The organism is Campylobacter concisus (assembly GCF_003048775.2).
GTDB lineage: Bacteria > Campylobacterota > Campylobacteria > Campylobacterales > Campylobacteraceae > Campylobacter_A > Campylobacter_A concisus_I.
This window is the reverse complement of sequence record NZ_CP049272.1, coordinates 204,118-226,852: the sequence shown is the minus strand read 5'-3', so window position 1 is coordinate 226,852 and position 22,735 is coordinate 204,118. Positions and strand designations below refer to the sequence as shown.

Annotated in this window: 24 protein-coding genes and 12 tRNA genes; 7 read left to right on the top strand and 29 right to left on the bottom strand. The window is 37.9% G+C overall.

The annotated features are described in order from the left end of the window. Positions 1-64: 64 nt before the first annotated feature. The 19 genes from CVT17_RS01110 to tig form a co-directional block, all read right to left on the bottom strand. Positions 65-139, bottom strand: a tRNA-Glu gene (locus tag CVT17_RS01110). Between the two features lie 8 nt (positions 140-147). Further along, positions 148-223: transfer RNA gene (locus tag CVT17_RS01105), tRNA-Lys, on the bottom strand. A gap of 121 nt (positions 224-344) precedes the next feature. Further along, positions 345-421: transfer RNA gene (locus CVT17_RS01100), tRNA-Asp, on the bottom strand. An 8-nt stretch (positions 422-429) separates the two neighbouring features. Continuing rightward, positions 430-505, bottom strand: a tRNA-Val gene (locus CVT17_RS01095). 18 nt (positions 506-523) lie between these two features. Next, positions 524-599: transfer RNA gene (locus CVT17_RS01090), tRNA-Glu, on the bottom strand. Between the two features lie 13 nt (positions 600-612). Further along, positions 613-688: transfer RNA gene (locus CVT17_RS01085), tRNA-Lys, on the bottom strand. A 138-nt stretch (positions 689-826) separates the two neighbouring features. Continuing rightward, positions 827-911: transfer RNA gene (locus CVT17_RS01080), tRNA-Leu, on the bottom strand. Positions 912-926: 15 nt separating this feature from the next. After that, positions 927-1,003: transfer RNA gene (locus CVT17_RS01075), tRNA-Arg, on the bottom strand. A 15-nt stretch (positions 1,004-1,018) separates the two neighbouring features. Further along, a tRNA-Arg gene (locus tag CVT17_RS01070) sits at positions 1,019-1,095 on the bottom strand. A gap of 6 nt (positions 1,096-1,101) precedes the next feature. Then, a tRNA-His gene (locus CVT17_RS01065) sits at positions 1,102-1,178 on the bottom strand. A 9-nt stretch (positions 1,179-1,187) separates the two neighbouring features. Beyond that, positions 1,188-1,265: transfer RNA gene (locus CVT17_RS01060), tRNA-Pro, on the bottom strand. Between the two features lie 428 nt (positions 1,266-1,693). Beyond that, positions 1,694-2,416 (bottom strand): TerC family protein, encoded by a 723-nt coding sequence (locus tag CVT17_RS01055; protein ID WP_107858419.1) that lies wholly within the window; start codon positions 2,414-2,416, stop codon positions 1,694-1,696. After that, positions 2,409-2,996, bottom strand: coding sequence for a phosphoribosylglycinamide formyltransferase (gene purN, locus CVT17_RS01050; RefSeq protein WP_107769839.1), 588 nt, complete (start codon positions 2,994-2,996; stop codon positions 2,409-2,411). Before purN ends, CVT17_RS01055 begins: the two co-directional genes overlap by 8 nt. Next, positions 2,987-4,381, bottom strand: coding sequence for an NAD(P)H-hydrate dehydratase (locus tag CVT17_RS01045; protein ID WP_107858418.1), 1,395 nt, complete (start codon positions 4,379-4,381; stop codon positions 2,987-2,989). Before CVT17_RS01045 ends, purN begins: the two co-directional genes overlap by 10 nt. 1 nt (position 4,382) lies before the next feature. Then, positions 4,383-5,888 (bottom strand): YifB family Mg chelatase-like AAA ATPase, encoded by a 1,506-nt coding sequence (locus tag CVT17_RS01040; protein ID WP_107858417.1) that lies wholly within the window; start codon positions 5,886-5,888, stop codon positions 4,383-4,385. Beyond that, positions 5,885-6,403, bottom strand: coding sequence for a peptide deformylase (gene def / locus CVT17_RS01035; RefSeq protein ID WP_087577214.1), 519 nt, complete (start codon positions 6,401-6,403; stop codon positions 5,885-5,887). The genes CVT17_RS01040 and def overlap by 4 nt, the downstream gene beginning before the upstream one ends. Before the next feature lie 14 nt (positions 6,404-6,417). Further along, the gene (locus CVT17_RS01030; protein WP_087577215.1) at positions 6,418-7,440 is read right to left on the bottom strand and encodes a GGDEF domain-containing protein; all 1,023 of its coding nucleotides are present in this window, start codon (positions 7,438-7,440) and stop codon (positions 6,418-6,420) included. A gap of 8 nt (positions 7,441-7,448) precedes the next feature. Beyond that, on the bottom strand, positions 7,449-8,039 hold the full coding sequence (gene clpP / locus CVT17_RS01025; RefSeq protein WP_054196008.1) for an ATP-dependent Clp endopeptidase proteolytic subunit ClpP: 591 nt from the start codon (positions 8,037-8,039) through the stop codon (positions 7,449-7,451). Continuing rightward, a complete protein-coding gene (gene tig, locus CVT17_RS01020) occupies positions 8,039-9,370 on the bottom strand; it encodes a trigger factor (protein WP_085657937.1) in 1,332 nt (443 codons plus the stop codon). The genes clpP and tig overlap by 1 nt, the downstream gene beginning before the upstream one ends. A 137-nt stretch (positions 9,371-9,507) precedes the next feature. On the opposite strand from tig, the gene folE reads away from it, so the two are divergent. Together folE and fliI are read left to right on the top strand one after the other, a co-directional pair. Further along, entirely contained in the window at positions 9,508-10,080 is a 573-nt protein-coding gene (gene folE / locus CVT17_RS01015) for a GTP cyclohydrolase I FolE (RefSeq protein WP_107858416.1), read from the top strand. An 11-nt stretch (positions 10,081-10,091) separates the two neighbouring features. Further along, a complete protein-coding gene (fliI, locus tag CVT17_RS01010) occupies positions 10,092-11,384 on the top strand; it encodes a flagellar protein export ATPase FliI (protein ID WP_431188776.1) in 1,293 nt (430 codons plus the stop codon). A gap of 298 nt (positions 11,385-11,682) precedes the next feature. Here the strand turns inward: fliI and CVT17_RS01005 are convergent, their stop codons facing one another. Next, positions 11,683-11,826, bottom strand: coding sequence for a hypothetical protein (locus tag CVT17_RS01005; RefSeq protein WP_159070443.1), 144 nt, complete (start codon positions 11,824-11,826; stop codon positions 11,683-11,685). Positions 11,827-12,017: 191 nt separating this feature from the next. Between CVT17_RS01005 and CVT17_RS01000 the strand changes: the two genes are divergently transcribed. Then, positions 12,018-12,164, top strand: a complete 147-nt coding sequence (locus tag CVT17_RS01000) for a hypothetical protein (RefSeq protein ID WP_159070442.1) — start codon at positions 12,018-12,020, stop codon at positions 12,162-12,164. Between the two features lie 146 nt (positions 12,165-12,310). On the opposite strand, the gene CVT17_RS00995 is transcribed toward CVT17_RS01000, so the two are convergent. The 6 genes from CVT17_RS00995 to CVT17_RS00970 form a co-directional block, all read right to left on the bottom strand. Then, entirely contained in the window at positions 12,311-12,532 is a 222-nt protein-coding gene (locus CVT17_RS00995; protein ID WP_107769845.1) for a hypothetical protein, read from the bottom strand. A 146-nt stretch (positions 12,533-12,678) separates the two neighbouring features. Continuing rightward, positions 12,679-14,412 (bottom strand): ATP-binding protein, encoded by a 1,734-nt coding sequence (locus tag CVT17_RS00990; RefSeq protein WP_107858414.1) that lies wholly within the window; start codon positions 14,410-14,412, stop codon positions 12,679-12,681. Further along, positions 14,412-16,088, bottom strand: coding sequence for a fatty acid--CoA ligase (locus tag CVT17_RS00985; RefSeq protein ID WP_107769847.1), 1,677 nt, complete (start codon positions 16,086-16,088; stop codon positions 14,412-14,414). The genes CVT17_RS00990 and CVT17_RS00985 overlap by 1 nt, the downstream gene beginning before the upstream one ends. A 12-nt stretch (positions 16,089-16,100) precedes the next feature. After that, on the bottom strand, positions 16,101-17,333 hold the full coding sequence (locus CVT17_RS00980) for an OmpP1/FadL family transporter (protein ID WP_107858413.1): 1,233 nt from the start codon (positions 17,331-17,333) through the stop codon (positions 16,101-16,103). After that, positions 17,330-18,181, bottom strand: coding sequence for a deoxyribonuclease IV (gene nfo / locus CVT17_RS00975; protein ID WP_107769849.1), 852 nt, complete (start codon positions 18,179-18,181; stop codon positions 17,330-17,332). Before nfo ends, CVT17_RS00980 begins: the two co-directional genes overlap by 4 nt. After that, positions 18,178-18,648 (bottom strand): hypothetical protein, encoded by a 471-nt coding sequence (locus tag CVT17_RS00970; RefSeq protein ID WP_107769850.1) that lies wholly within the window; start codon positions 18,646-18,648, stop codon positions 18,178-18,180. Before CVT17_RS00970 ends, nfo begins: the two co-directional genes overlap by 4 nt. A gap of 68 nt (positions 18,649-18,716) precedes the next feature. Here CVT17_RS00970 and CVT17_RS00965 point away from each other — a divergent pair. Next, a tRNA-Glu gene (locus CVT17_RS00965) sits at positions 18,717-18,791 on the top strand. Positions 18,792-18,874: 83 nt separating this feature from the next. On the opposite strand, the gene CVT17_RS00960 is transcribed toward CVT17_RS00965, so the two are convergent. Continuing rightward, positions 18,875-19,435: a manganese efflux pump MntP gene (locus CVT17_RS00960; protein WP_107769851.1), complete on the bottom strand. Its 561-nt coding sequence runs from the start codon at positions 19,433-19,435 to the stop codon at positions 18,875-18,877. A gap of 109 nt (positions 19,436-19,544) precedes the next feature. Between CVT17_RS00960 and CVT17_RS00955 the strand changes: the two genes are divergently transcribed. Both CVT17_RS00955 and CVT17_RS00950 read left to right on the top strand, forming a co-directional pair. Beyond that, the gene (locus CVT17_RS00955) at positions 19,545-20,294 is read left to right on the top strand and encodes a DUF4197 domain-containing protein (protein WP_107769852.1); all 750 of its coding nucleotides are present in this window, start codon (positions 19,545-19,547) and stop codon (positions 20,292-20,294) included. After that, positions 20,291-21,160 (top strand): DMT family transporter, encoded by an 870-nt coding sequence (locus CVT17_RS00950; RefSeq protein WP_107769853.1) that lies wholly within the window; start codon positions 20,291-20,293, stop codon positions 21,158-21,160. Before CVT17_RS00955 ends, CVT17_RS00950 begins: the two co-directional genes overlap by 4 nt. A 3-nt stretch (positions 21,161-21,163) precedes the next feature. On the opposite strand, the gene CVT17_RS00945 is transcribed toward CVT17_RS00950, so the two are convergent. Further along, positions 21,164-21,895 carry a class I SAM-dependent methyltransferase gene (locus tag CVT17_RS00945; RefSeq protein WP_107769854.1) on the bottom strand — a complete coding sequence of 244 codons (732 nt, stop codon included), beginning with the start codon at positions 21,893-21,895 and terminating at the stop codon, positions 21,164-21,166. A 46-nt stretch (positions 21,896-21,941) separates the two neighbouring features. Between CVT17_RS00945 and CVT17_RS00940 the strand changes: the two genes are divergently transcribed. Then, positions 21,942-22,334: an acyl-CoA thioesterase gene (locus tag CVT17_RS00940; RefSeq protein WP_072594025.1), complete on the top strand. Its 393-nt coding sequence runs from the start codon at positions 21,942-21,944 to the stop codon at positions 22,332-22,334. Here CVT17_RS00940 and CVT17_RS00935 read toward each other — a convergent pair. After that, positions 22,325-22,684 (bottom strand): Fur family transcriptional regulator, encoded by a 360-nt coding sequence (locus CVT17_RS00935; RefSeq protein ID WP_107770053.1) that lies wholly within the window; start codon positions 22,682-22,684, stop codon positions 22,325-22,327. The two genes, CVT17_RS00940 and CVT17_RS00935, sit on opposite strands and share 10 nt — an antisense overlap. Between the last annotated feature and the right edge of the window lie 51 nt (positions 22,685-22,735).

The window sequence follows — 22,735 nt, the reverse complement described above, 5'->3', positions numbered from 1 at the left end:
TTTTAAGAAATTTTCTATAAAAATTTCTATGTAACAAATTGAAAAGTAACAAGGATTAGAAAAATGGTGACCCATACGAGACTCGAACTCGTGTTACCAACGTGAGAGGCTGGTGTCCTAACCGCTAGACGAATGGGCCAAAATGGATGGTGCCCCGTGTAGGCCTCGAACCTACGACCCCATCATTAAGAGTGATATGCTCTACCAACTGAGCTAACGAGGCAAGATTAAATAGTAATAATAAATCTTAAAGTGTTATCTTAGAACTTATAATCTTAAAATTTAATTTGACACTCAATAATGGGTGCTTTATTAGACACGACCTTAACCTAAGGTTTAAAAGATGGCGCAGCGGACGGGGCTCGAACCCGCGACCTCCGCCGTGACAGGGCGGCATTCTAACCAACTGAACTACCGCTGCACCTAAAATGGTGGTCGCTATAAGACTCGAACTTATGACATCCACCTTGTAAGGGTGGCGCTCTACCAACTGAGCTAAGCGACCTAAAAATTTAAAAACATCTGGCGACCCTTAGAGGATTTGAACCTCTGTTTCTACACAGAGAAAGTAGAGTCCTGAGCCACTAGACGAAAGGGTCATAAACCCAAAAATGGTGTCCTGCGTTGGATTCGAACCAACGGCCCCCTCATTAAAAGTGAGATGCTCTACCGACTGAGCTAGCAAGACATTTGCTTAAAAAAGAATTGAGATTATACAAAAAACATTATTACATGTCAAGGAACAATAAAAATATCTAATATTTTCTACAATCAAGGCTAACCTTAATTTTAATGACATAAGATTGTTTCAGATTATAAAAAAGAATGGTGCGGATGAAAGGACTTGAACCTTCACGCCGTGGGGCACCAGATCCTAAGTCTGGCGTGTCTGCCAATTTCACCACATCCGCACAACAATAATAAAGTGGTACGCCCATCAGGATTCGAACCTGAGGCCTACGGCTTAGAAGGCCGTTGCTCTATCCAGCTGAGCTATGAGCGCATAAAGTATTTTAAGTGGCGCGCCCGATAGGAGTCGAACCCATAACCTACAGATCCGAAGTCTGTCGCTCTATCCAATTGAGCTACGAGCGCCCAAAATGGGGTGAGTGATGGGAATCGAACCCACGACCCTCAGGACCACAATCTGATGCTCTAACCGACTGAGCTACACTCACCATTTAACATGGTCGGGGTGAAAGGATTCGAACCTTCGGCCCTCTGGTCCCAAACCAGATGCGCTAACCAGACTGCGCTACACCCCGCCTGAGTCGTGTTTGTAAGTTTATGCCACTACCTCATTAAAAAGTCGTATTTTAACTTGTTTTTTTTATAAAGTCAATTAAAAAACACTTAAATTAATAGAAATTATATATAAAAGATAATTCAATCAAAAATATTAATTAATACTTCACAAAATACATAATTTTTTTACAAAAGTCAGCTTTTTATACTTCTCTATCTTATTACCCAACCATAAAGCATAACCTTTATTTCACGGATTTTTAAGTATCCTGGCACGAATATTTTAACTAATATTACAAAGGAATAAATATCGACCTATTATCTATTATGCATTTTATGCTTATCAAAATTTTACCTTCAAATTTAAACATATTTATCTTTTCGGGCTAAAATTTTTTGATTAACATTTTATCCATCATATCATTAGCTTTTCATCGTCGTAAAAATATTATTTAGCTATTGCTTTCTTTTTTGCATAGATATTTATACTTTCCACTGCCAATGAAAATGCCATCGCAAAATATATATATCCCTTTGGAATATGAAATCCTAATCCTTCAGCAACGAGCGTCATGCCCACAAGCACCAAAAATGCAAGTGCTAAAATTTTTATAGTTGGGTTATTATCTACAAAATTAGAAATACCTTTTGACGCTACCATCATTACACCAACTGCTAAAATAACAGCTATGATCATTATCTCTATATGCTCGGCCATTCCAACAGCCGTGATAACACTATCAAGAGAAAAAACAATATCCAAAACAGCTATCTCGCTTACAATAACCAAGAAATTTGCATGTGATTTTTTGCTATTTTTATGCTCTTCGCCTTCACCAGAAACACTAGAATGTATTTCAAGGGTTGATTTTACAAGTAAAAATAGGCCACCTAGTATAAGCACCAAATCTCGGCCGCTTATGCTAAATTCTGCGATAGTAAAGAGTGGCTTTGTAAGCTTCATGATCCAAAACAATGAAAGTAAAAGTAAAATTCTAGTCACCATAGCTAGCCCTAGGCCGACAATCCTACCACTGCCGCGCTGCTCTGGAGGTAGTTTACCTACCAAAATAGCGATAAATATAATATTATCTATGCCTAAAACTATCTCTAAGCCAGTTAACGTAAGTAGTGATATCCACGCTTCTGGCGAACTAAACCATTCAAACATTTGCTTCCTTTGTTAAAATTTTTATTATGCTATCAGGCAAAATTTCATGCTCTATCGCATGGATTTTGCTCTCCCAATCCTCTAAGCTCATACCATCTTCTCTTTCAAACGCCCTTTGTGCGATGAGTTTACCTCCGTCAAGCTCCTCGCTCACGTAGTGCACGCTCACACCGCCTATCATCATATCGCTCTCAAAGCTCTCTTTTATCGCATGAGCGCCTTTAAAAAGTGGCAATATGGAAGGATGTAAATTTATTGCTTTTATCTTTGATGTAAAAACAGGAGTTAATATCCTCATAAATCCAGCAAGCACTGTTAGTTCAGCGCCGCTTTTTAAAATTTGCTCCACAACTGCAGCGTCAAATTCTTCTCTATTTGCAAATTTGGCACTCTCTATTATCGTCGTATCAAGCCCAAATTTATTAGCACGCTCTATGCCGTATGCGCCTGGCTTGTTGCAGATACAAAGGCAAACTTCGATTTTTATACCATTAAAAATTTGATTATGAACTTTTTTAAGTATCGCTTCTAAATTTGAGCCACTACCGCTAAAAAGTACGGCTATTTTTTTCATAAGCATTTTACTCCTTTTATAATGTCTGTTGGCTCGAGCGCGTAGCTGTTTTTGCCAAAATTTCTAAGGCTAAGCGCATGAGCTAGTGTAGCCGAGATGGCAGCATCCAGTGGCTCGTAACCTTGAGCTAAAAGAGCAAGTACAAGTCCGCTTAGCACGTCACCACTGCCACCTTTTGCAAGTATATTTTTACCATAAGGCATGATATAAATTTGTCCGTCTTTAGCGATTATCGTATTTGTGCCTTTAAGTACTAGCACAGCCTTAAATTTCTCGCTCCAAGACTTAGCATAAGCAAATCTATTTTCTTGTAATGTTTTTACATCGATATCTGCTATATTACAAAGCTTTAAAAGTGAGCAAAATTCCTTTGGATGGGGCGTTAAGACACAGTTTTCGTTTAGTAGATCAAGCACTTTTAAGCTATAAAAGATATCAGCGTCAAGCACTAGCTTTTTACCCTTTAAAATTTGCGCATCAAGCTTTTCTATACCATTTTCACCAAGCCCCATGCCAACGGCTCCAGCGTTCATTTTATCGCTTATCTTACTTGCTTGCATGATCTGCGTTGGTAAATTTAAGTCCTGCTCGCCTATGATGCTAACTAGCCCAGCCCCAAAGGCAAATGCCGCCTTTGCACAAAGCTTACTAGCTCCTATGTGCTCGCCAGATATGATAAAAGCATGGCCAAAGTCGCCCTTATTTACGCACTGATTTTTTCTATTTGGAAGCACAAGGTCGCATTTTTCAAGCAAATGATAGTCGCTTTCGCACTCATAGTTTTGAGCGCTTATGCCAAGAGTAGCGAGCTTTACCTTGCCAACAAAGTCTTTTGCAGCGTCGCTATAAAGCCCAAGCTTTCTAGCTCCCATCGTGATCGTGATGTCTGCTTTTACGCAAGCACCAAGCACCTTGCCATCGCTACTTAGCCCGCTTGATACGTCACAAGCGATGATGTAAGCGAGGCTGGCATTTATTTTTGAGATGAGCTCTATGTGCTTTTCGTCTAAATTTCTATTTAGCCCTGAACCAAAAAGCCCGTCTATGACGCATTTTGCACCATTTAAGCTATTTTCTACATCTTTACTTTCACACACGCCAGCAGATTTAGCTCGCTCAAGCTGCTTAATGGCTAGTGGCTTTAAATTCTGACTAGCTAAGATAAATTCGCATTCAAACTCGCCCTCTAACATCCTTAAAGCACAAAGTACGTCAGCACCGTTATTGCCACTTCCACAAATGCCTAGTATTCTCATACCTTTTTTAAATTTCTTACGTACGAAATTTGCTATGCCGGCGGCTGCATTTTCCATTAAAATTTCTTCACTGAGGTTAAATTTCTTGCCTGCTCGCTCGTCTAAAACTCTCGTGTCTAAATATAAATTTTTCATTCTATGCCCTAAAACTAAGCGCCTCTAAGATATGGGGCTTTAAAATTTGCTCGCTCTCATCAAGGTCAGCGATACTTCTAGCCACTCTAAGTGTCCTTTTTATGCCTCTTTGAGAAAGATTGTACTTCGAGGCTGCCTTTTGTAAAATTTCTCTAGCTTCATTATCCAATAGACAAAATTTTTCAACTTGTGCATCATTTAGCTTGCCATTTAGCTCATCTTGATCACGCTTTTTTTGAAAGATAAAGGCTTTTAAGACCATCTCACTCATCTGCTGTGAGCTCAAACTAGCCTTGTCACCTGGCGAGCTCTCGTCCATAGCAACTTTTAAATCAATGCGGTCAAGCACTGGAGCTGAAATTCTTGATTTATAGTTTTTTATCTCATTTTCGCTGCATTTGCAATTTAGATTGCGAGAGAATAAATTTCCGCAAGGGCATGGATTTTGAGCTGCTACAAATATAAATTTCGTTTCATAAGTCACTTTTGAATTTACCCTTGCGATGTGGATTTGATTGTCTTCAAGTGGCTCTCTAAGACTCTCGATCACTTGTTTAGAAAAGTGTGGAAATTCGTCAAAAAATAGCACTCCACCATTTGCAAGTGCGATTTCACCGATCTTTGCGACATTTGAGCCACCACCAAATATTGAACTTTTTGTCGAGGTATGATGTGGTGAGCGAAAAGCTCTAGTGCTTGTAAATTCACTATCTTGAAGATTTAAAGAGCGGTAAGCGGCAGACTTTAGCACCTCTTCTAAGCTTTGTGGCGCCATGATATAAACTAGGCGTTTTGCGCACATACTTTTGCCGCTACCTGGACTGCCTTCAAATAAAATATTGTGCATACCAACGGCTGCAATAACGCAGGCTCTTTTTGCGCGATCCTGACCCAAAACATCCTTAAAATCAAGCTCGAAGTTTAAATTTGGAACGTATCTTTTGCCAGAAATTTCTATCACGTTTGAAAATAACTCATGAGTGGCGGTAAAATGTATACTTTTTGCAAATTCTGCGTCATTAAAAAACCTAATCGCTTCCTCTAGAGTACTAACCGCATAAATCTCTAAATTTGGGATCATAGAAGCTTTTTGTGCTATCTCTTTTGGTACTAAGACTTTTACGTTTTTTACCTGTGTGCTTAAAAAAAGAAGGATTGAGAATAAATTTGCTGTGCTTTTTACGCTTCCATCAAGCCCAAGCTCGCCAAATACAAAAATTTTCTCTAAGTTTTTTGCCTTTTGAAGAGCTATAAGAATAGCGATAGCTAGGTCAAAATGTGAGCCACTTTTTGGCAGATCTGAAGGGGATAAATTTATGGTTATCTTTTGTGCTGGAAAAGAAAAATCAAGTGCCAGAAGCGCTGCCTTTACGCGTTCTGTGCTCTCTTTGATGCTTGTGCTTGCAAGCCCAACGATGCTAAAACCAGGAAGCCCGCGAGAGAAGATAGACTCAACGTCAATTATCTTTAGCCCATCGCCGTAAGTAGTACACCTTAAAGACTTCATGAAGCTTTTTCTTTTTTTTGCTTTTTGTATTCCTTGTCAAATTTTTTGCGTTTATTAAAGCCGATTTTTTCTATAAAAAGATGTCCATCTAAATGATCGTTTTCATGCTGGATAGCGATAGCTAAAAGCCCATCAGCCTTTAAGCTTTGCTCTTTGCCAAAACGATCTTGATATTTGATGGCCACAACTTCATTTCTTTTTACATCTTCATAATATCCGGGCACACTAAGGCAACCCTCTTGATAGATGCATTCTCCTTCGCGTAGTTCAAACTTTGGATTTATGATCTCGATTAAATTTTCTTTATCTTGCACGCCCTCATCATTGGCTAGATTTATAATAAAAATTCTTTTTGCGACACCTATCTGAATAGCTGCAAGGCCGATGCCTTCTTTTGCAATCATCGTATCATACATATCATCAAGTAGTTTGTGAAGTTCCTCATCAAAAATTTTAACCTCTTTTGAGACTTCGTAAAGCTTTTTATTTGGATAAGATAAAACCTCTAAGATCAAGCCCAAACTCCTACTTATTCACCCAAAAATATAGGCTGCTCATCATCTTGTGTTAGTATTAGTTGATCTAACGAGTAAGAGATTAATTCTTCAGCACTTCTTGTCTTTGTTATCATGCTTGAAACTACTTGGATATCAAGCTTACACTCTTCACCATCTATCTTCCAAGGTATAGATGAAAGCATATTTAAAATTCTACTACCGGCTTGTTTTGTGCCATTTTCGTCAGTATATTTCATAACCATAGCAAAACAGCCATCACCGTAATGAGCCACTATATCACTTCTTCTAGAAGTTCTTAAAAGAAGCTGTGATATAGCTTTATACATATTGTTTCGCTCTTTTAAATTTTTAACACGATTTGTAAATCTATCTTTTGCTCTTACTAGTAAAAACGATGCGTTATAGCCATATCTTTTAACAGCTTCTACTTCACTTTGCACTGTGGCTACTAGAAATTTTTTATTATAGACGTCATATGTCGTATCATAAATCGACTGCTCTTCAATAGATTTAAGCATCTTGGCTACTTCGTCATAGCTTACTTTAATGACATCAAGATGCTTGTCCATAAGGCTGTTTAATTTTATTAAGTCATGGTTAAATGCGCTTAAAACATTTTGAAGAGCTAGGATATTTGTATTATTTTTGAGTGCATCCATGCGCTTTTGCACTAGGCCTCTCATGATGCCTAAATTTTTATAGATTAACACCACGGCTTGAAGCATGCTTTTTATCTGGATAAATCCTTGCTTTATCTCTTTTTCAATAGAGATATTACTGCCTGATGGTACTGAGATCTCGGAATTTATAACTATCATATCACCGATCTCTTTTCTAAATTCATCAGGCTGTCCATCAAGCATTTTCTCAAAATAAATAGAGTAATTATTTGGCGTAGATGGAACATTATCGTCGCTTAATTCATGCAAAACATTTTCTGAAAATCTGTAGATATCTACCTTTTCTTTTTCTAGAATATGTTTTACCTCAACCGCTTTTTTCTTAGGGTCTGGTGCATTATCTATCTTTATCACTTTGGGCCTTATTTAAAACTTTTCTCCAAAATTTTATCAACAAGTCCGTACTCTTTGGCTTCGGCCGAACTCATAAAGAAATCACGTTCAGTATCTTTTACGATCTTACTTAGCTTCTGACCTGTATTTTTGGCCAAAATTCCATTTAAAATCTCTTTCATACGCAAAATTTCACGAGCTTGTATCTCGATATCAGTCGCTTGTCCTCTAGCACCACCAAGTGGTTGGTGTATCATGATGCGAGAATTTGGTAGTGCATATCTTTTACCTGGTGCACCACAGCTTAATAAAAATGCACCCATACTAGCAGCTTGGCCGATGCAGATCGTGCAAACATCTGGTTTTATGTAGTTCATCGTATCATAGATGCTAAAACCACTTGTTATAACACCGCCTGGTGAGTTTATATATAGATAGATATCTTTGTCTGGATCTTCAGCCTCTAAAAATAGAAGCTGAGCAACGATAGAAGCAGCCATGCCATCTTCTATCTCACCACTTAGCATAACGATCCTGTCTTTTAAAAGACGGGAATATATATCATAGCTTCGCTCACCTCTACTAGTTCTTTCAACTACGACAGGAACGTAATAGCTCATTACTCGGCCTTCTCTTTTTTACTTGCTTTTTTCTCGTCTTTTTCTTTGTTAAAGAGCTCACCAAATAGCTTCTCTTCGATCATTGACATCTTTATAGCTGGAAGCATGCCTTGGTTGCGGTACATCTCAAGGTGTGCTTTTGGATCTTGACCGCTTCTATACGCCTCAAAATAGATCGCTTGAACAACCTCTTGATCGCTTACTTTTACGCCTCTTACGCGAGCTAGTTCATCGATGATAAAAGTTAAACGAACGCTATTTTCAGCGTCTTTTCTAAACTCGTCACGTTTTTTAGAAAGAGCATCTTTGTCCTCTCTAAATTTTTTCATATCATCTGGAGTAAATGAGCTCCATGCGTTTCTAAACTGCATATCGATCTCTTGCTCAACGATATTTTTTGGCACGTCAAATTTAAATTTCTCGACCGCAGCTTCAGCAAATTTTGGCTTAAGCTCATCATTTATAAGTTTATAAATTTTCTCTTGGCGGATTTGCTCTTTTATACGCTCATCAAGTAACTCTTCAGTTGGTTTTTCTTCATTTGGAAGTAGAGTTTTTAACATCTCTTCATCTAGTTTTTCAGGAATTTTTCTCTCTTGAATTTCATGAAGCTTTATTTTAAAGATAGCGTCTTTACCAGCTAAATGTGCAGCTCCGTAGTTTTCTGGGAATTTAACCTCGATATCTTTTTCGCCACCAGCTTTTATGCCTACCATGCCATCTTCAAAGCCTGGAATGAATTGATTTGAGCCGATCTCAAGCACATAGTTTTCAGCCTTGCCACCATCAAATGCAACGCCATCAACAAAGCCCTCAAAGTCAAATTTAGCAAAATCGCCAACTTTTAGGCCTCTTTTGCCTTCTACTTTTTCAAGTGGAGCTATCATTTTTAGAAGTTCAGCTTTTTTCTCATCGATATCTTTTTTCAAAACGCGTGGGTTTGAAAACTCAGGTATCAAGCTCTCATAGCCGCTCACATCGACACTTGGCTTAAATGAAACTGTTAGCTCAACATCGATCTTGCCATCTTTTCTGTCAAATTTTGAAACGATAGGCTCGCCGATAAGATCATCGTTTTTCTTGCCTGCTTGTTTTATAGCCTCATCAACAACATCTCTTAAGACATCTTGCTCAGCGTCGTTTGTTAGCTCTTTCTCGTAGCGTTTTAGCACAATAGCAACTGGCACATGACCTTGTCTAAAGCCATCTACTTTCATAGTTTTTGCTGCTTTTTTTGCTAGTTTCTCTACGCTAGATTTTATAGCATCCGCACTTATAGTCGTGCTTGCTAAGGTATTTACGCTATCTAGAGCTTTTGTTTTGATTTCCATCTAATTCCTTTATGAATACAAATTTTTAGCCCAAAATATAGCAGAATTTTCCTTATTTCATTGTAAATTTGTAAATTTTTATAGATATAAAAGGCGTTTTAACGTAGAATCTGGCAATAAAATTATGGAGAAAATTTATGCAAGAGAGTTTTGAAAATTCGGTTAAAAACATGCTAACGATTATAGGCGAAGATCCAAACAGAGAAGGCCTTATAAAGACGCCTGAGCGTGTCTTTAAAGCGTTTAAATTTCTAACTAGCGGATATGATGAAGATCCAAAAGAGGTTCTTGGTGACGCACTTTTTACTAGCTCAAATAACGAAATGGTTCTCATGCGAAACATTGAGTTTTATAGCCTTTGCGAGCACCATTTGTTGCCTATTATCGGCCGCGTGCATGTGGCATACATCCCAAATGGCAAGGTCGTTGGCCTTAGTAAAATTCCACGCATGGTAAATATCTATGCAAGACGCTTGCAAATTCAAGAGCAAATGACTGAGCAGATCGCAAAGGCGCTTGAGGACGTGATCGCTCCAAAAGGCGTTGGAGTCGTCGTCGAGGCTAGACATATGTGCGTTGAGATGAGAGGTGTACAAAAGATAAACTCAACTACGACAACCTCAGCACTTAGAGGCTGCTTTATCAAAAACGCGGACACAAGACGAGAATTTTTCTCGCTTATAAATTCTCCTATGGAAACGCATTTTTGAGCTTAGAGTATATAAATTTAAAGCTTAAAGAGGGTGTAAAACTCTCAAACACCTTTGGCATCATAACTAAAATCACAGCTACAACTATCGAGATCACTGGGCTTCGTCCAAGCATTGGCGACATCGTGCGTATAGTTGCAAAAGATAAGAGTAAAAATGGTCTTGGCATGGTTACGCAGATAAAGACAGATGGCGCTTATATCAGCCCATTTGGCTTTGTTGAGGGCTTTAGGATAGGCGACTTCGTCTATGAGAGTGATCAAGGTATGAATATACCTGTGGGGACAAATTTGCTTGGCCGCGTGGTAGATCCATTTATGAAGCCCATTGATGGTAAAGGAGCGATCGAGACGACTGAACATATGCCGATCATGAGAGCGCCGATAGATGCGATGAAAAGAGGGCTTATAAACGAGCCTTTTAGCGTTGGTATAAAGACGATAGATGGACTGCTTACTTGTGGCAAGGGGCAAAAGCTAGGAATTTTTGCAGGTTCAGGCGTGGGTAAATCAACTCTCATGGGTATGATCGTAAAAAACACACTAGCTCCCATAAAAGTAGTCGCGCTAATAGGCGAGCGTGGCCGTGAGGTGCCTGAATTTATCGAAAAAAACTTAGGCGGCGACCTAGAGGGCACGGTCATCATCGTAGCGACCAGTGACGATAGCTCTCTCATGCGAAAATACGGCGCATTTTGCGCGATGAGCGTGGCTGAGTACTTCAAGCAGCAAGGCAACGACGTGCTTTTCATCATGGATAGCGTGACGCGTTTTGCGATGGCGCAGCGTGAGATCGGCCTTGCACTTGGCGAGCCACCGACCTCAAAGGGCTATCCGCCAAGCTCACTCACACTTTTACCTCAGCTAATGGAGCGCGCTGGCAAAGAGGAGGGAAAAGGCAGTATCACGGCATTTTTCACCGTGCTAGTCGAGGGCGATGATATGAGCGATCCGATAGCTGATCAAAGCCGCTCTATCCTAGACGGCCACATCGTGCTAAGCCGCGAGTTAACGGACTTTGGAATTTACCCACCTATTAACATCCAAAACTCGGCCTCGCGTGTCATGGGCGATGTGATCAGCAAAGAGCATAAGCTAAATGCAATGAAATTTAAGCGTCTTTACTCGCTTTTAAAAGAAAATGAAGTTTTGCTTCGCATCGGTGCATATCAAAAGGGTAGCGACAAAGAGCTTGACCTTGCGATCTCGAAGAAAGAATTTATGGAGAGCTTTTTAAAACAAAGCTCAGAAGAGGCCTTTGCGCTTGAAGAGGTCGAAGAGCTGCTTGATAAGATCAATCAGTAAAATTCTATATAAATTTGACTACTAAAATTTCATAGCCTTTTAAATTTTTTATTATTAAAAATATCGATAAATTTTGCTTTTTTTAGTGCGAAAAGTGATGTAAAAATCGCAGAAGCGTGTTTGAAATTTACCGGTTTTTTTGGGGTTAAATTTCATGAAGTGGGCGGCTTTTGTGTTAGAAAAAATGATAAAACGTTATAAAAAGCAGTCACGCCCACGCTCCACACGGCAGATAAAATTTAAAATTTTTGGCTTTTTAATAAAAATGTGGTAGTAAATTTGAAGTTATGAGCTAAATTTACATTAAGCGGTTGTGAGTGTATTTATCATGCTTGTCGCTTTTGTAAATTTTCATAGATAAAAAATTTAATGCAAAAGCATACGCAACTAGAGTTATGCACTTTGCACGCTTGATGTTTAAGGCAGAGTGGATAAATTTCAAAATTTTGCGTTTTTTGGATAAAAGCTACCATTTTGAAAAGGCTAGGGTAGTAAATTTATGCTAGTGCCTATAAGTTGGCATCTGTTAAGCTGTAGTTTTTCGCTCAAATTTAATAAAAAGCAAAATTTCACACTTAGATCAGCAATCGTCGATAATGTAAAAAGTCCGCAATAGATGAAAAAGTAGGGCAGTTGATAGCGGATAAATTTTTAAAATTTGAGACCAACTGCTTGTTTGTAAAGGTTGCAGTAGTAAATTTATGGCAAGCGAGCGAGTTAAATTTATGCAAAAAGCCTATGGGTAGGCGTCTATCCTGCCGTGTTTTTGCCAAAATTTAATTGTAAAAATTTCACGTTTAGTTTGGCAAGTGCTGATATTTTAGACTTTGCCTTGTGAAGTAAAGCGTATATTTAAAAAAGCGTAAGAGAAAAACCTCTTTTTACTTTTATCAAAGATTAAAATTGTTTGCGTTTTCTATAAATTTTTAGTGGCAGGCTTCTTGTAAATTTAATAGATAAAAGCAAATTTGATATCCGCGCTTTTGTCTTTGTGATTGCATAAAACCTGCAACATACTTTAAAAATCTAAGAGCAAAATTTACCTTTTTATTCTCATCAAAGCTCGAATTTAGCTCACTTTCCCTATCGCTTTTAGGAGCATGCTCCGTATAAAAACAAAATTTAACACTCTCGGCACTTATCTGCACTTCTTATCGACAAAGCTTAAATTTAACTCGCGTTTTCCGTGATTTTATCGGCGAAACTCGTCTAAATTTTATTGAGTGAAGCAAATTTCTTATAAACGTCAGTGATTTTTGTAGCGTAAAATCAAATTTATAAAATAAGATAAGGCTTAAGAGCCAAATCCCATCTTTTTATCCTCGCCAAAGCTTGAGTTTAGCTCGCGCTCTATCGTGGTTTTGAAGTCCTCAAAGGTAAAAATCCCATCATCTTTTATCGCCACTTTCAAAGCGGTGTTTTTTAGCGCGAGGACGATCTGCGCGCCACTTAGGTTAAACTCAGCCAGTCTTTCAACGCTAAAGCCATCTTCAAAGCTCGCATTTTCAGGCAAAATTTTACGCCAAATGGCGAGCCTGCCGTTATAATCAGGCTTTTTAAACTCGATCTTATAGTCAAATCTTCTAGAAAACGCCACATCAAGGCTTTGTAAGAAATTTGTCGTTGCGATAAGCACGCCCTCAAAGCGCTCGATCTGCTCTAAAAAGATATTTTGCATTTGATTATGCATCTTTTCAGCCCCGCTCGAGCTCTCTACTCTTGTGCTTAAAAACTGATCGGCCTCGTTTAGTAAGAGCACTGGCTCGCTGCCACTTTTTTTGCAAATTTCTTTGTAAGTATCAAAAATTTTCCTTACATTTTGCTCGCTCTCGCCGACATATTTGCTTAAAATTTTTGAACAGTCAAAGCTTAAAATTTGCTTCTTTAGGCTCTTTGCAAGCCCAACGGCGCTCATCGTCTTACCAGTGCCAGGCTCGCCGTAAAAGATGATCTTAGCGTCTATGTTTTTTCTAGTTTTTATGCCCCAGCTGCTAAGTCTAGCAAGCACTTTTTTATCGACTTGCTTTAGTATCGTGCTTAAAAGCTGCTTTGTCTTTTCGTTTAGCACGACGTCTTCTAGGCTCGTTACTGGCTCAATGAGCTCAAAAATTTCTTGCTCTTTTACCAGGCTTTCGATCTTGATTTTCTTGCTATTTTTGTCATTTTTTGGGTGCATTATGCTTTGCAAAATTTCTTCATTTATAAAAAAGCTCTTGCTTACGTTGCCATAAGCGTTTAAAACCTCGTCGTAGTCGATTAGCGCGCCTTCGATGAGCCTTGAGCCCTCCTCTAAAAGAGTACGATTTTTGATGCGTTCAAGCTCGTCTTTGCTTATTAGCTCAACTAGCGTGTTTAGGTCGCGGCCATTTTCAAAATCTCCCGCGTACTCCTCTTTTAAAAGGGCTAAAAATATAATCTGCTCTTTTTCGTCAAGTGAGTTTTCTTTAAAAATTTGCTCTATCTTTAGGCTGATCTTGCTTAGTTTTACGCGCTCGTTGATTCGCTTTGTAAGCTCAGAAATTTGCTCATTTATGCGCTTTTTTGCATCACTTGAGCCATCGCCAAAAATAGCAGCCTTTGAGTAAAGCTCTACTTTTAAAAACTGATCTTTTAAATACTCCAAATGATCCTCATATAGCGCAAGCTCTGGTAAATTTATGTCAGCGTTGCCATCTTCAAGAATTTTTAAAAATGTGGCTGATAGAGAAATTTCAGAATGAAGCAACGAAAGAAGCCCTTGAGCTGAAGCCCTTTGCGTGCTCTCAGGTATTTTAAAAAGACTATAATTTTGTACAATCCAACCGCTATCAAGCAAGTTTTTTATAAATTTTAGATACAAAAGCTGCTTATCATTTTGCGTGCCAAAGACTGCTCCAAGTAGCTCAAAAACGCTCATATTAGCCGTTCCTTGCACATAAGCTTTACTTAGATATTTTAAAATTTCTCCCTCTTCATCGCCGCACTTTATCAGCTCGTAAATTTTACTTTTTTTGAGGTCCTGGTTTAAAAAATCAAGCAAGTATTTCACTAAAATTTATCCTTCATCTGCTCTATTTGCTCTTTTAATACACGTTTTAGCACCTTGCCAGTAGCATTTCTAGGCAACTCTTCGGCAAAATAGATACTCTTTGGTATCTTGAAATTCGCTAAATTTTTCTTCAAATGCTCTCTTACTGTTTTTTCATCAAGATCCATGCCCTCTTTTACTTGTATGAAAGCGACGACCTCTTCATCGGCATGTACGTCTTTTACGCCAATTACCGCTGTTGCTTCGACTGCTTCAAGTTTGTAAATAACCTCTTCGATCTCACGTGGATAGATGTTAATGCCCTTTGATATGATAAGGTCTTTTTTACGATCAACGATATAGATAAAGCCCTCTTCATCGACTTTTCCAAGATCTCCGGTCTTTAACCAGCCGTTTATTATGGTCTCATCAGTGATGCTTGGCATACCATAGTAGCCTTGCATGACGCAGTCGCCCTTTACAATGATCTCACCGATCTGGCCAACTGGAAGCTCCATCATCTCATCATTTACGATCTTTACCTCATAGCCATCAAGTACAGGCCCTACACTTAAAAGCTTTTGTTTATCATATAAATTTGCAGCTACGACTGGCGAGCATTCGCTAAGGCCATATCCTTCAACAAGTGTTGCGCGTGGAAATTTCACTCTAAAGTCATCTATCGTCTGCTTTGCAAGCGGAGCTGCACCACTTACAAATAATCTAATGCGGTTAAACCATCTAAAATACCAAGGAATTTTTGCCTTACCGATAGCTGTATAGATGGCTGGGATTCCTAAAAATACAGTTACACGCTTTAACAAGGTTTGTTTTAACACATTTGAAAATGGAAATACTGACTTTACAAGAACCATCGAAGCACTCGCAAATATCGGAAGCAACACCATTGCAGTTAGTGTAAAACTATGAAACATCGGTAAAAAGACTATGAAACGATCGCTTTTTTTCACTATAAAACGATCATGGGCTCCAATTAAATTTGAAAAGATATTTTTATAGCTTATCATCGCGCCTTTTGGCTTGCCAGTAGTGCCTGAAGTGTAAATTATATGCATTAAATCATCTATTACCGGATACTTTGTGATACTAAGAGCGTATTTATGATTTAGAGTTTCTATAAAATTTATGTTTTTAACAAGGCCATTATTTTCATAGCCCTTACTCATATCCTCTTTTGAAATTTGAGGTGTTGAAGTAAGATACGCGCTCTCGCCATACTCTTCATCAGTGTCTATATATTCATCTTTTGAAGCACTTTGAAGCTTCTTTGGTATTGCTCCGATCCAGATTATCTTTCTTAAAATTTCAAGCTCATTTAATGCGATTAACTCTTTTGCAAGCGAGCTAGACGCAAAAAGCACCTTTGCGCCGCAATCATTTATGATATATTCAAACTCATTTACTTTTAAAAAAGTATTCATAGGCACTGCGATACCGCCTATTGCGGTTATCGCAAGGTATGAGATGATAAATTCTTTCGAGTTTGTAACCGCCATAGCTACTTTATCGCCAAATTTTACTCCAGCAAGCTGCAAATAAGCTGCCACTTTATCGACATTTTGCTTTAATTCGCGATATTTTAGCTTCTCTTTTTCTTCAAAAAGAACTACTTGATTTGGATTTTCCTTTGCTGCTTTGGTTAAAATTTCATAAAAATTATTATAAGAGTATCGCATTATTGACCCTAACTAAAATGTATATTTAAAAGTCGTACCAAGGATTTGGATCGTACCAGTATCAAATTCCCCTGACATTTTTGTAGCAATACTGTTGGTAATACCTGTCGCACGCTTCTTATCACGGTGTTGATAAACATATCCAAGTGCCATTTCAAGATTTGGTGTAAATTTATAATTTACTCCAAAAGAATATACCTTAGACGTAGTATTTGGAAGCTCTAAGCCAGTATGCTTACTACTTGTAATATCTTCATCATAAGCAAAGCCAGCCATTAGTCTAAATTTTTCATTTACGTCGTAGGCAAGACCTAGTCTATATGTATTTGTATCTTTTGCGTTTTTAATAACTGGATCGTCCATGAATCTTGCAAAAGCTGGATGCGAGTGAGCTGGACCTTTATCCATGTATTCAAAGTCATAGCCTTTAAATTTAGACCAATACGTCCTCTCAAAAGCTAGTAAAAGAGTAAAGTCGCTAAATTTATATCCAGTTGCAAGTACAAGCTGTGCAGGAAGTGGGATCTTAACTTTTGTTTTGCCATGATAGCTTATAGGAGATAGCGCTCCGTTAAAATCAGCATCTGTATGGCCTTTGAGGTCTAAATTTACATTTGAGCGGTAAGTAACAGCAAAGCTCAAATCCTCAATAGGTCTATAAGTAAGCGCAACATTGTAGCCATAGCCCATACCATCGCCTTTTATCTCTCTGTAGCCTATCTGTCCAAAGTCACTTGCTATCTTACCTTTGGTGTAAACACCTCTAGCACCAAGAGCAACGGCAAGTTTATCATTTATGCGGTAAGCCACAGTTGGATTTAACTCAACAACTTGCAGCTTAAACCTTTTAGCGGTAAATGCGGTAGCTGGATCCTCCCACGATACACCAACAGCAGCAGGAACGGCAAGAGCTAAACCAAATTTCCAGTTTTCATAAATTTCTGGCGTTACAAAACTAAATGTACCAGCTAGTGAGTCAAATTTTTCTGACTTGTAGCTTTTGCCACTATCACTTTTAAACTCGAGCTTATTTATATGAAACCAGCCGAGGGTACTTTCTATGTGATGGCGTCCATCTAAAAACATCATATTTGCTGGGTTAAAATATGCCGCATCAGCCCCAAAACTAAAGGCTACGTTACTAGCAGCAAGACCTAAAGAATCAGCACTTTGCTCAGGAACCTTATAACCTCCAGCATTAAGCAAAGTAGATGCCATAATAATGCTTAATAGCACTTTTTTCATAGTTTTTCCTTTTCAAAATTTCTTAAAATTTTTATCTCGTCTTCCCAAATACTCTCGTCAATCGTCTCTAATATTAAAGGAATTTCGCCTATTTTATCATCATTTATTATATTTTTAAAAGCACTAAATCCAAGCTCACCCTTGCCAAGGCTCTCGTGTCTATCTTTTTTTGAGCCAAGGGCAAATTTTGCATCATTTAAATGCATACCAGATAAAAATTTATAACCGATGATCGCATCAAATTCCCCCATAGTTTTAGCGTAGGCCTCTTTGCTTCTTAGATCATATCCAGCAGCAAATGCGTGACAAGTATCAAAGCAAACACCAACCCTACTCTCATCGTTTACTCGCTCTATCAAATAAGCAATCTGCTTAAAACTAAAGCCTAAATTTGAGCCTTGTGCGGCTGTATTTTCGATGACTAGCTTTACACCGCTTGTGCGCTTAAGTGCCACGTTCATGCAGCTTACGATATTATCTAAGCACTCTTTTTCGCTTATTTGTTTTAGATGTGAGCCTGGATGAAAATTTAAAAGCTCTAGCCCAAGCTTACTGGCGCGATCTATCTCATCTACAAAAGCTTCAAGCGACTTTGCTCTTGCCTCCTCATCCGGATGGCCTAAATTTATCAAGTAACTGCTGTGTGGCAAAACATGCTTTGTACTTATGCCAGAAATTTTTAGATTTTCCTTAAACTGCTCTATTTCGCTTATACTTAGCTCTTTTGCATTCCATTGGCGTTGATTTTTTGTAAAAAGCGCAAAAGCATTTGCTCCTATTTTTGCAGCATTTAAAGGTGCATTAAACACGCCTCCAGCCGCACTTACGTGAGCTCCTATGTATCTCATTTTAACTCTTTTATTATCACTCTTATTTTATTTTTGTTATCTACAAATTTGACGTAGTTGTCGCAAACCTCATATTTTATAAAATATGAACTTAGATCTTGGCTAAAACCACACTCCGTATTTATCAAGCCTTTGCCTTCATAAATCTTTTCTTTTTGCAAAATTTCTTCAAAAAGGCTCTCATAGTGTGGGGCTAGAAAAAATTTCTCATTAAACTTAGTCTTGTTAAAGCAAGCATTATTTATGCAAATTTTATCTCTTATGCTTATGTTTGCGGTGTTTACACCGGAGCTATAAATTTGCAAATTTAGCTCATTTTTATATTTATGGAAAAATCCAACATCATTTATCTTGATCATCGGAGAAAATAAAGTAACTTGAAAAGCTTGTGAATTTTGCGGCGTTTTGGTAGCCACGCAGCCTGTAAAAACAAAAACAGACAACAAAGTAAATAAAAAATTTTTCAAAAATTTTTCCTTATTAATCTAAAATTAAGTATAAAAGAAATATAATCCCAACTTCATAACCGACATGTGGCCCATTCGTCTAGCGGTTAGGACATCGCCCTTTCACGGCGGTAACACGAGTTCGAGTCTCGTATGGGTCACCACTTCTAAAAATCAAAATCTTATCTATATAAGCTTTAAAATATAGTTAATCTTAAATCTTATTTTTAATTGTTATTTTAAATTTTTATTGAACTGTGCCGCTTTCAATTAAATGCGTTATTAAAATTTTAAAACCTAGAAAAATTAATATCGCTCCTCCCAAAAAGAGCGCCTTTTTCTCTAAAATTTCACCCATAAATTTACCTATATAAAAAGCAATCAAACTTAATACAAAGCAGACTACACCGATGATGAGCGAGCTTTGAAAGATGTTTATCTCTTCAAAGCTAAGTGTGACACCAACAGCAAGAGCATCCACACTAGTAGCAAATGCCCCATACAAAATGGTCTTAAATCCTATCTTAAGATACTCACACTCCTCTTTGCTACAGGCCTCTTTAAACATTCTAAAACCAAGAAAACAGAGTATAAAAAATGCAATAAAATGATCAACCGAGCTTATAAATTTTGCAAAACTAACACCTAAAAGATAGCCGAGAAGCGGCATAAGAAACTGAAAGAAACCAAGTATAAAAGCAATAAATAAAATTTTATTAAGAGCTAAATTTTTATATCTTGCACCATTTGCCATATTTAGTGCCGCACTATCCATACTAAGAGCGAAGCTAAGAAGTAAAAGTTGCATAGTCTTCCTTTAAAAAAAGGGTAAATTCTAGTGCAAAAAGATTAAATTTATTTTAAGTGTTTAGATATTTTTTGTATGATTTTGCTCTAAATTTTAAAAAGGAGAGAAGATGAAAAGATCTCTTGTTATTCTTTGTGGCGCGCTTGCTTTAAATTTACAAGCCGCAAGCATGGATGATATGATAAACAAAGGCGTCAAAATAGCCACTCACGCTTCAAATGGCGATTATAAAAGCTTGGTTAGTGAGGCGCTAAATGCAGCTGTTGGCGAGCTTTCAAAAGAGGGCTTTATAAACAACGCCACAGCTAAAATTCCGCTCCCAAAAAGCCTTGAGATGGCGTCAAATTTAGCCAAAAAAGTGGGCGGCGAGAAGTGGGCGCAGGAGCTTAGCAAGTCGATAAACAACGCTGCGACCACGGCCGTGCCAAAGGCTGCTGAAATTTTTAGCGAAAGCATAAAAAATATGAGCGAAGCAGATGTCAAAAAGCTCTTTAATGGCGGGAGTGACAGCGTTACAAAATATTTAGAGAAAAGCTCCAGCCAAAAGCTAAAGGCGGCATTTGCGCCGATAATTGAAAAAATGATGAGTGACAATAGCTTTGCGACTGCCTATAATGGGCTAAATTCTTTCATCGGCAGCTCAGCAAAAAATAATGAAACGATAAAATCAGTAAAGAGCCTAGCTAAAAATTTAGGTGCAAGTGAGTATGTGCCAGATGACGGCGAGGATCTAAACGCATATATCACAAGAAAGACGTTAGATGGGTTATTTAACGTAATGAGCGAGAAAGAAAAGGGGCTAAGAAGCGGCTTTAGCCTAGATAGCGGCAAAAAGGTGCTAGACTCGATCTTTAAATGAAAAATTTAAGCACGCAAAACAGGGCCGACATCGCACTCATTGTAGTTGCCATCGTTTGGGGAGCTACTTTTTTGCCTATGGCAAATGCACTAAAAACAAATAGTGTCTTTGTCATGCTCTTTTATAGATTTTTTATTTCCGCTATCTTTATGGGACTTATAACATTTAAATTTTCTATAATTTTTGATAAAAAAAGTGTAGTTTATGGCATTATCCTTGGCGTAGTTCTCTTTGGCTCGTTTGTTGCTCAAACTTACGCTCTAAAGCTTACTTTTAGCTCAAGTGTTGCTTTTATTACAGGGCTTGAGTGTGTGATTGTGCCTTTTATGACAGCACTCATTTTTAAAAATAAAATAACCATTTTTGCTATTTTGGGGGCGCTTGTTGCCATTTTTGGGCTTTGGCTCTTAAGTGGCGCCACGCTAGCGCTTGGGAGCGGCGAGGCACTTGCCCTACTTTGTGCCATATTTTACGCACTTTACACGAGCTTAAATGGCCACTTTGTAAGAAAGTGCGAGCTTTATTTGCTTGTATTTGTGGTATTTCTCACCGTCTCTTTACTCTCATTTGTCTTTGCATTTATTGAAGGTAGTGTGGTGCCAAATTACGATAGGGAATTTTTTATAGCAATTTTCATCACTGCATTTATTGGCACCATTTTTTGCTACTTTGTTCAAACCATCGCTCAAAGATATACAACAGCCAGTAAAGCAGCTTTATTTTTCTGTCTTGAGCCAGTCTCTGCTGGCTTTATCGGCTATTTTTTCGCTGGCGAAAAGCTAACACTCATACAAATTTTTGGCGCGATCTTAATAATCTTTGGAGTTATTTTTAGTGAATTTGGTAAAAAATTTTTCTATAGATAAAAACTAGCTTAAAAAAACAAAAAGTTTCATCTGCGACTCTATCTTTTCATCTATAAACTCGCCGTCAAATCTCTCTTTTAACATCGCTAAAACCGTCTTTTCATCGTAGTTTTTAGCTCCGTTTATCTCAAGGTGCCAGCAGATATTCTCAGCAGCTTCCTGTACACTTCGTCTAGCGATCCTTGTCTCATTTAAAATTTCACTCTTATAAGCGATCCCTTGCTCATTTAGCCACGCTTCAAGTCTATTTACAACGTTTTTTTGCGAGAGAGTTCGTCCGAATTTTTTAAAAAATGGCTCAATCAAATCAGAGCTTCTAGGCTTATCCCAGCCAAGATAGAGTTTTTGCTTTGCAATACTATGAAATTTAGCAAAATCTTCATCGCTAGCAATCGCTGGACTCATCGTACAAATTGCAATATCAAAGTGCTTTGTAGGCTTAAATTCTCTCCAAGAGCAAACCTCGCTAGCTAAATTTGTCACCCCAAATCTTTTAGCATCTTCATTTAAAATTTCTATCATATTTTTTGAGCTATCGATACCTGTTATATTTTTTGCGGTTTTTGATAAAAATATCGTCCAAACACCGGTACCACAGCCTATATCAAGAATTTCTTTACCGCTAAAATCAACTCCCCAAGCTAAGGCTTTAGCAAAAATTTGTTGCTGAATAGCACTTACTTTGCCATCAAACCTTTGATAATTTGATGCCTTTTTATCCCATAAATTTTGCATTTTAGCTCCTTATTTTTGGTTATAATTCTAGCAAAAAAGGCTAGAAATGAAAGATTTTATCTACAAAGTAATAATCCCTCCACAAGCCATTGATATGCACGGACACATGAATAATGTCTATTATTTCACTCTTATGCAAGAGGCTGCATTTGCACACTCAGCAGCGGTTGGCGACACGGTCGAGGCGCAGTATAAAAGAGGTGAGATCTGGCTCATTAGAAAAAATGAAGCCAAATATATAAAAAGCGTAAAATTGATGGATGAGATAGAAATTCACACTTACACACAAGCTGAAGGCAAGGCGACTTCGTGTAGATATTTTGAGTTTAAAAAAGATGACGAGTTAATAGCAACTGGCAAGACCGAGTTTGTCTATATCGATCTAAAAACAAATCGCCCAAAAGCCATTCCAGCTGAGATCATCGCACTTTACTCGTGATCACACTCATCACAAACGCCTTTTATCACGGCGCTTTTTATATTTTTAGCGATGTTTAGATGGGGCATATCGATGTTTGTGACTTTATGACAGATATCGCAGATAAAGTACGCTTTTGCCTCATTTGCTAGTTCGTAGTAGCTTTTATGATTATTTTCAGTTTTTATGACAAGGCCCTTTTTTTCAAAAATTTCTATGCTTCTATAAAAAGTAGTTTTATTTGCATTAAGGCTTTCTAAAATTTCATCATAACTTAATGGAGTTTTGGCATTTTGCAAAATTTCAACGAGCTTTATGCGAAAAGTAGTTGCTTTGATACTATGCTCTTCTAAGAAATTTCTTGCATTCATCCTTGCCCTTTTTATTTTTTGTATATTAACGCTAAAAGTTTTAAATTTCAT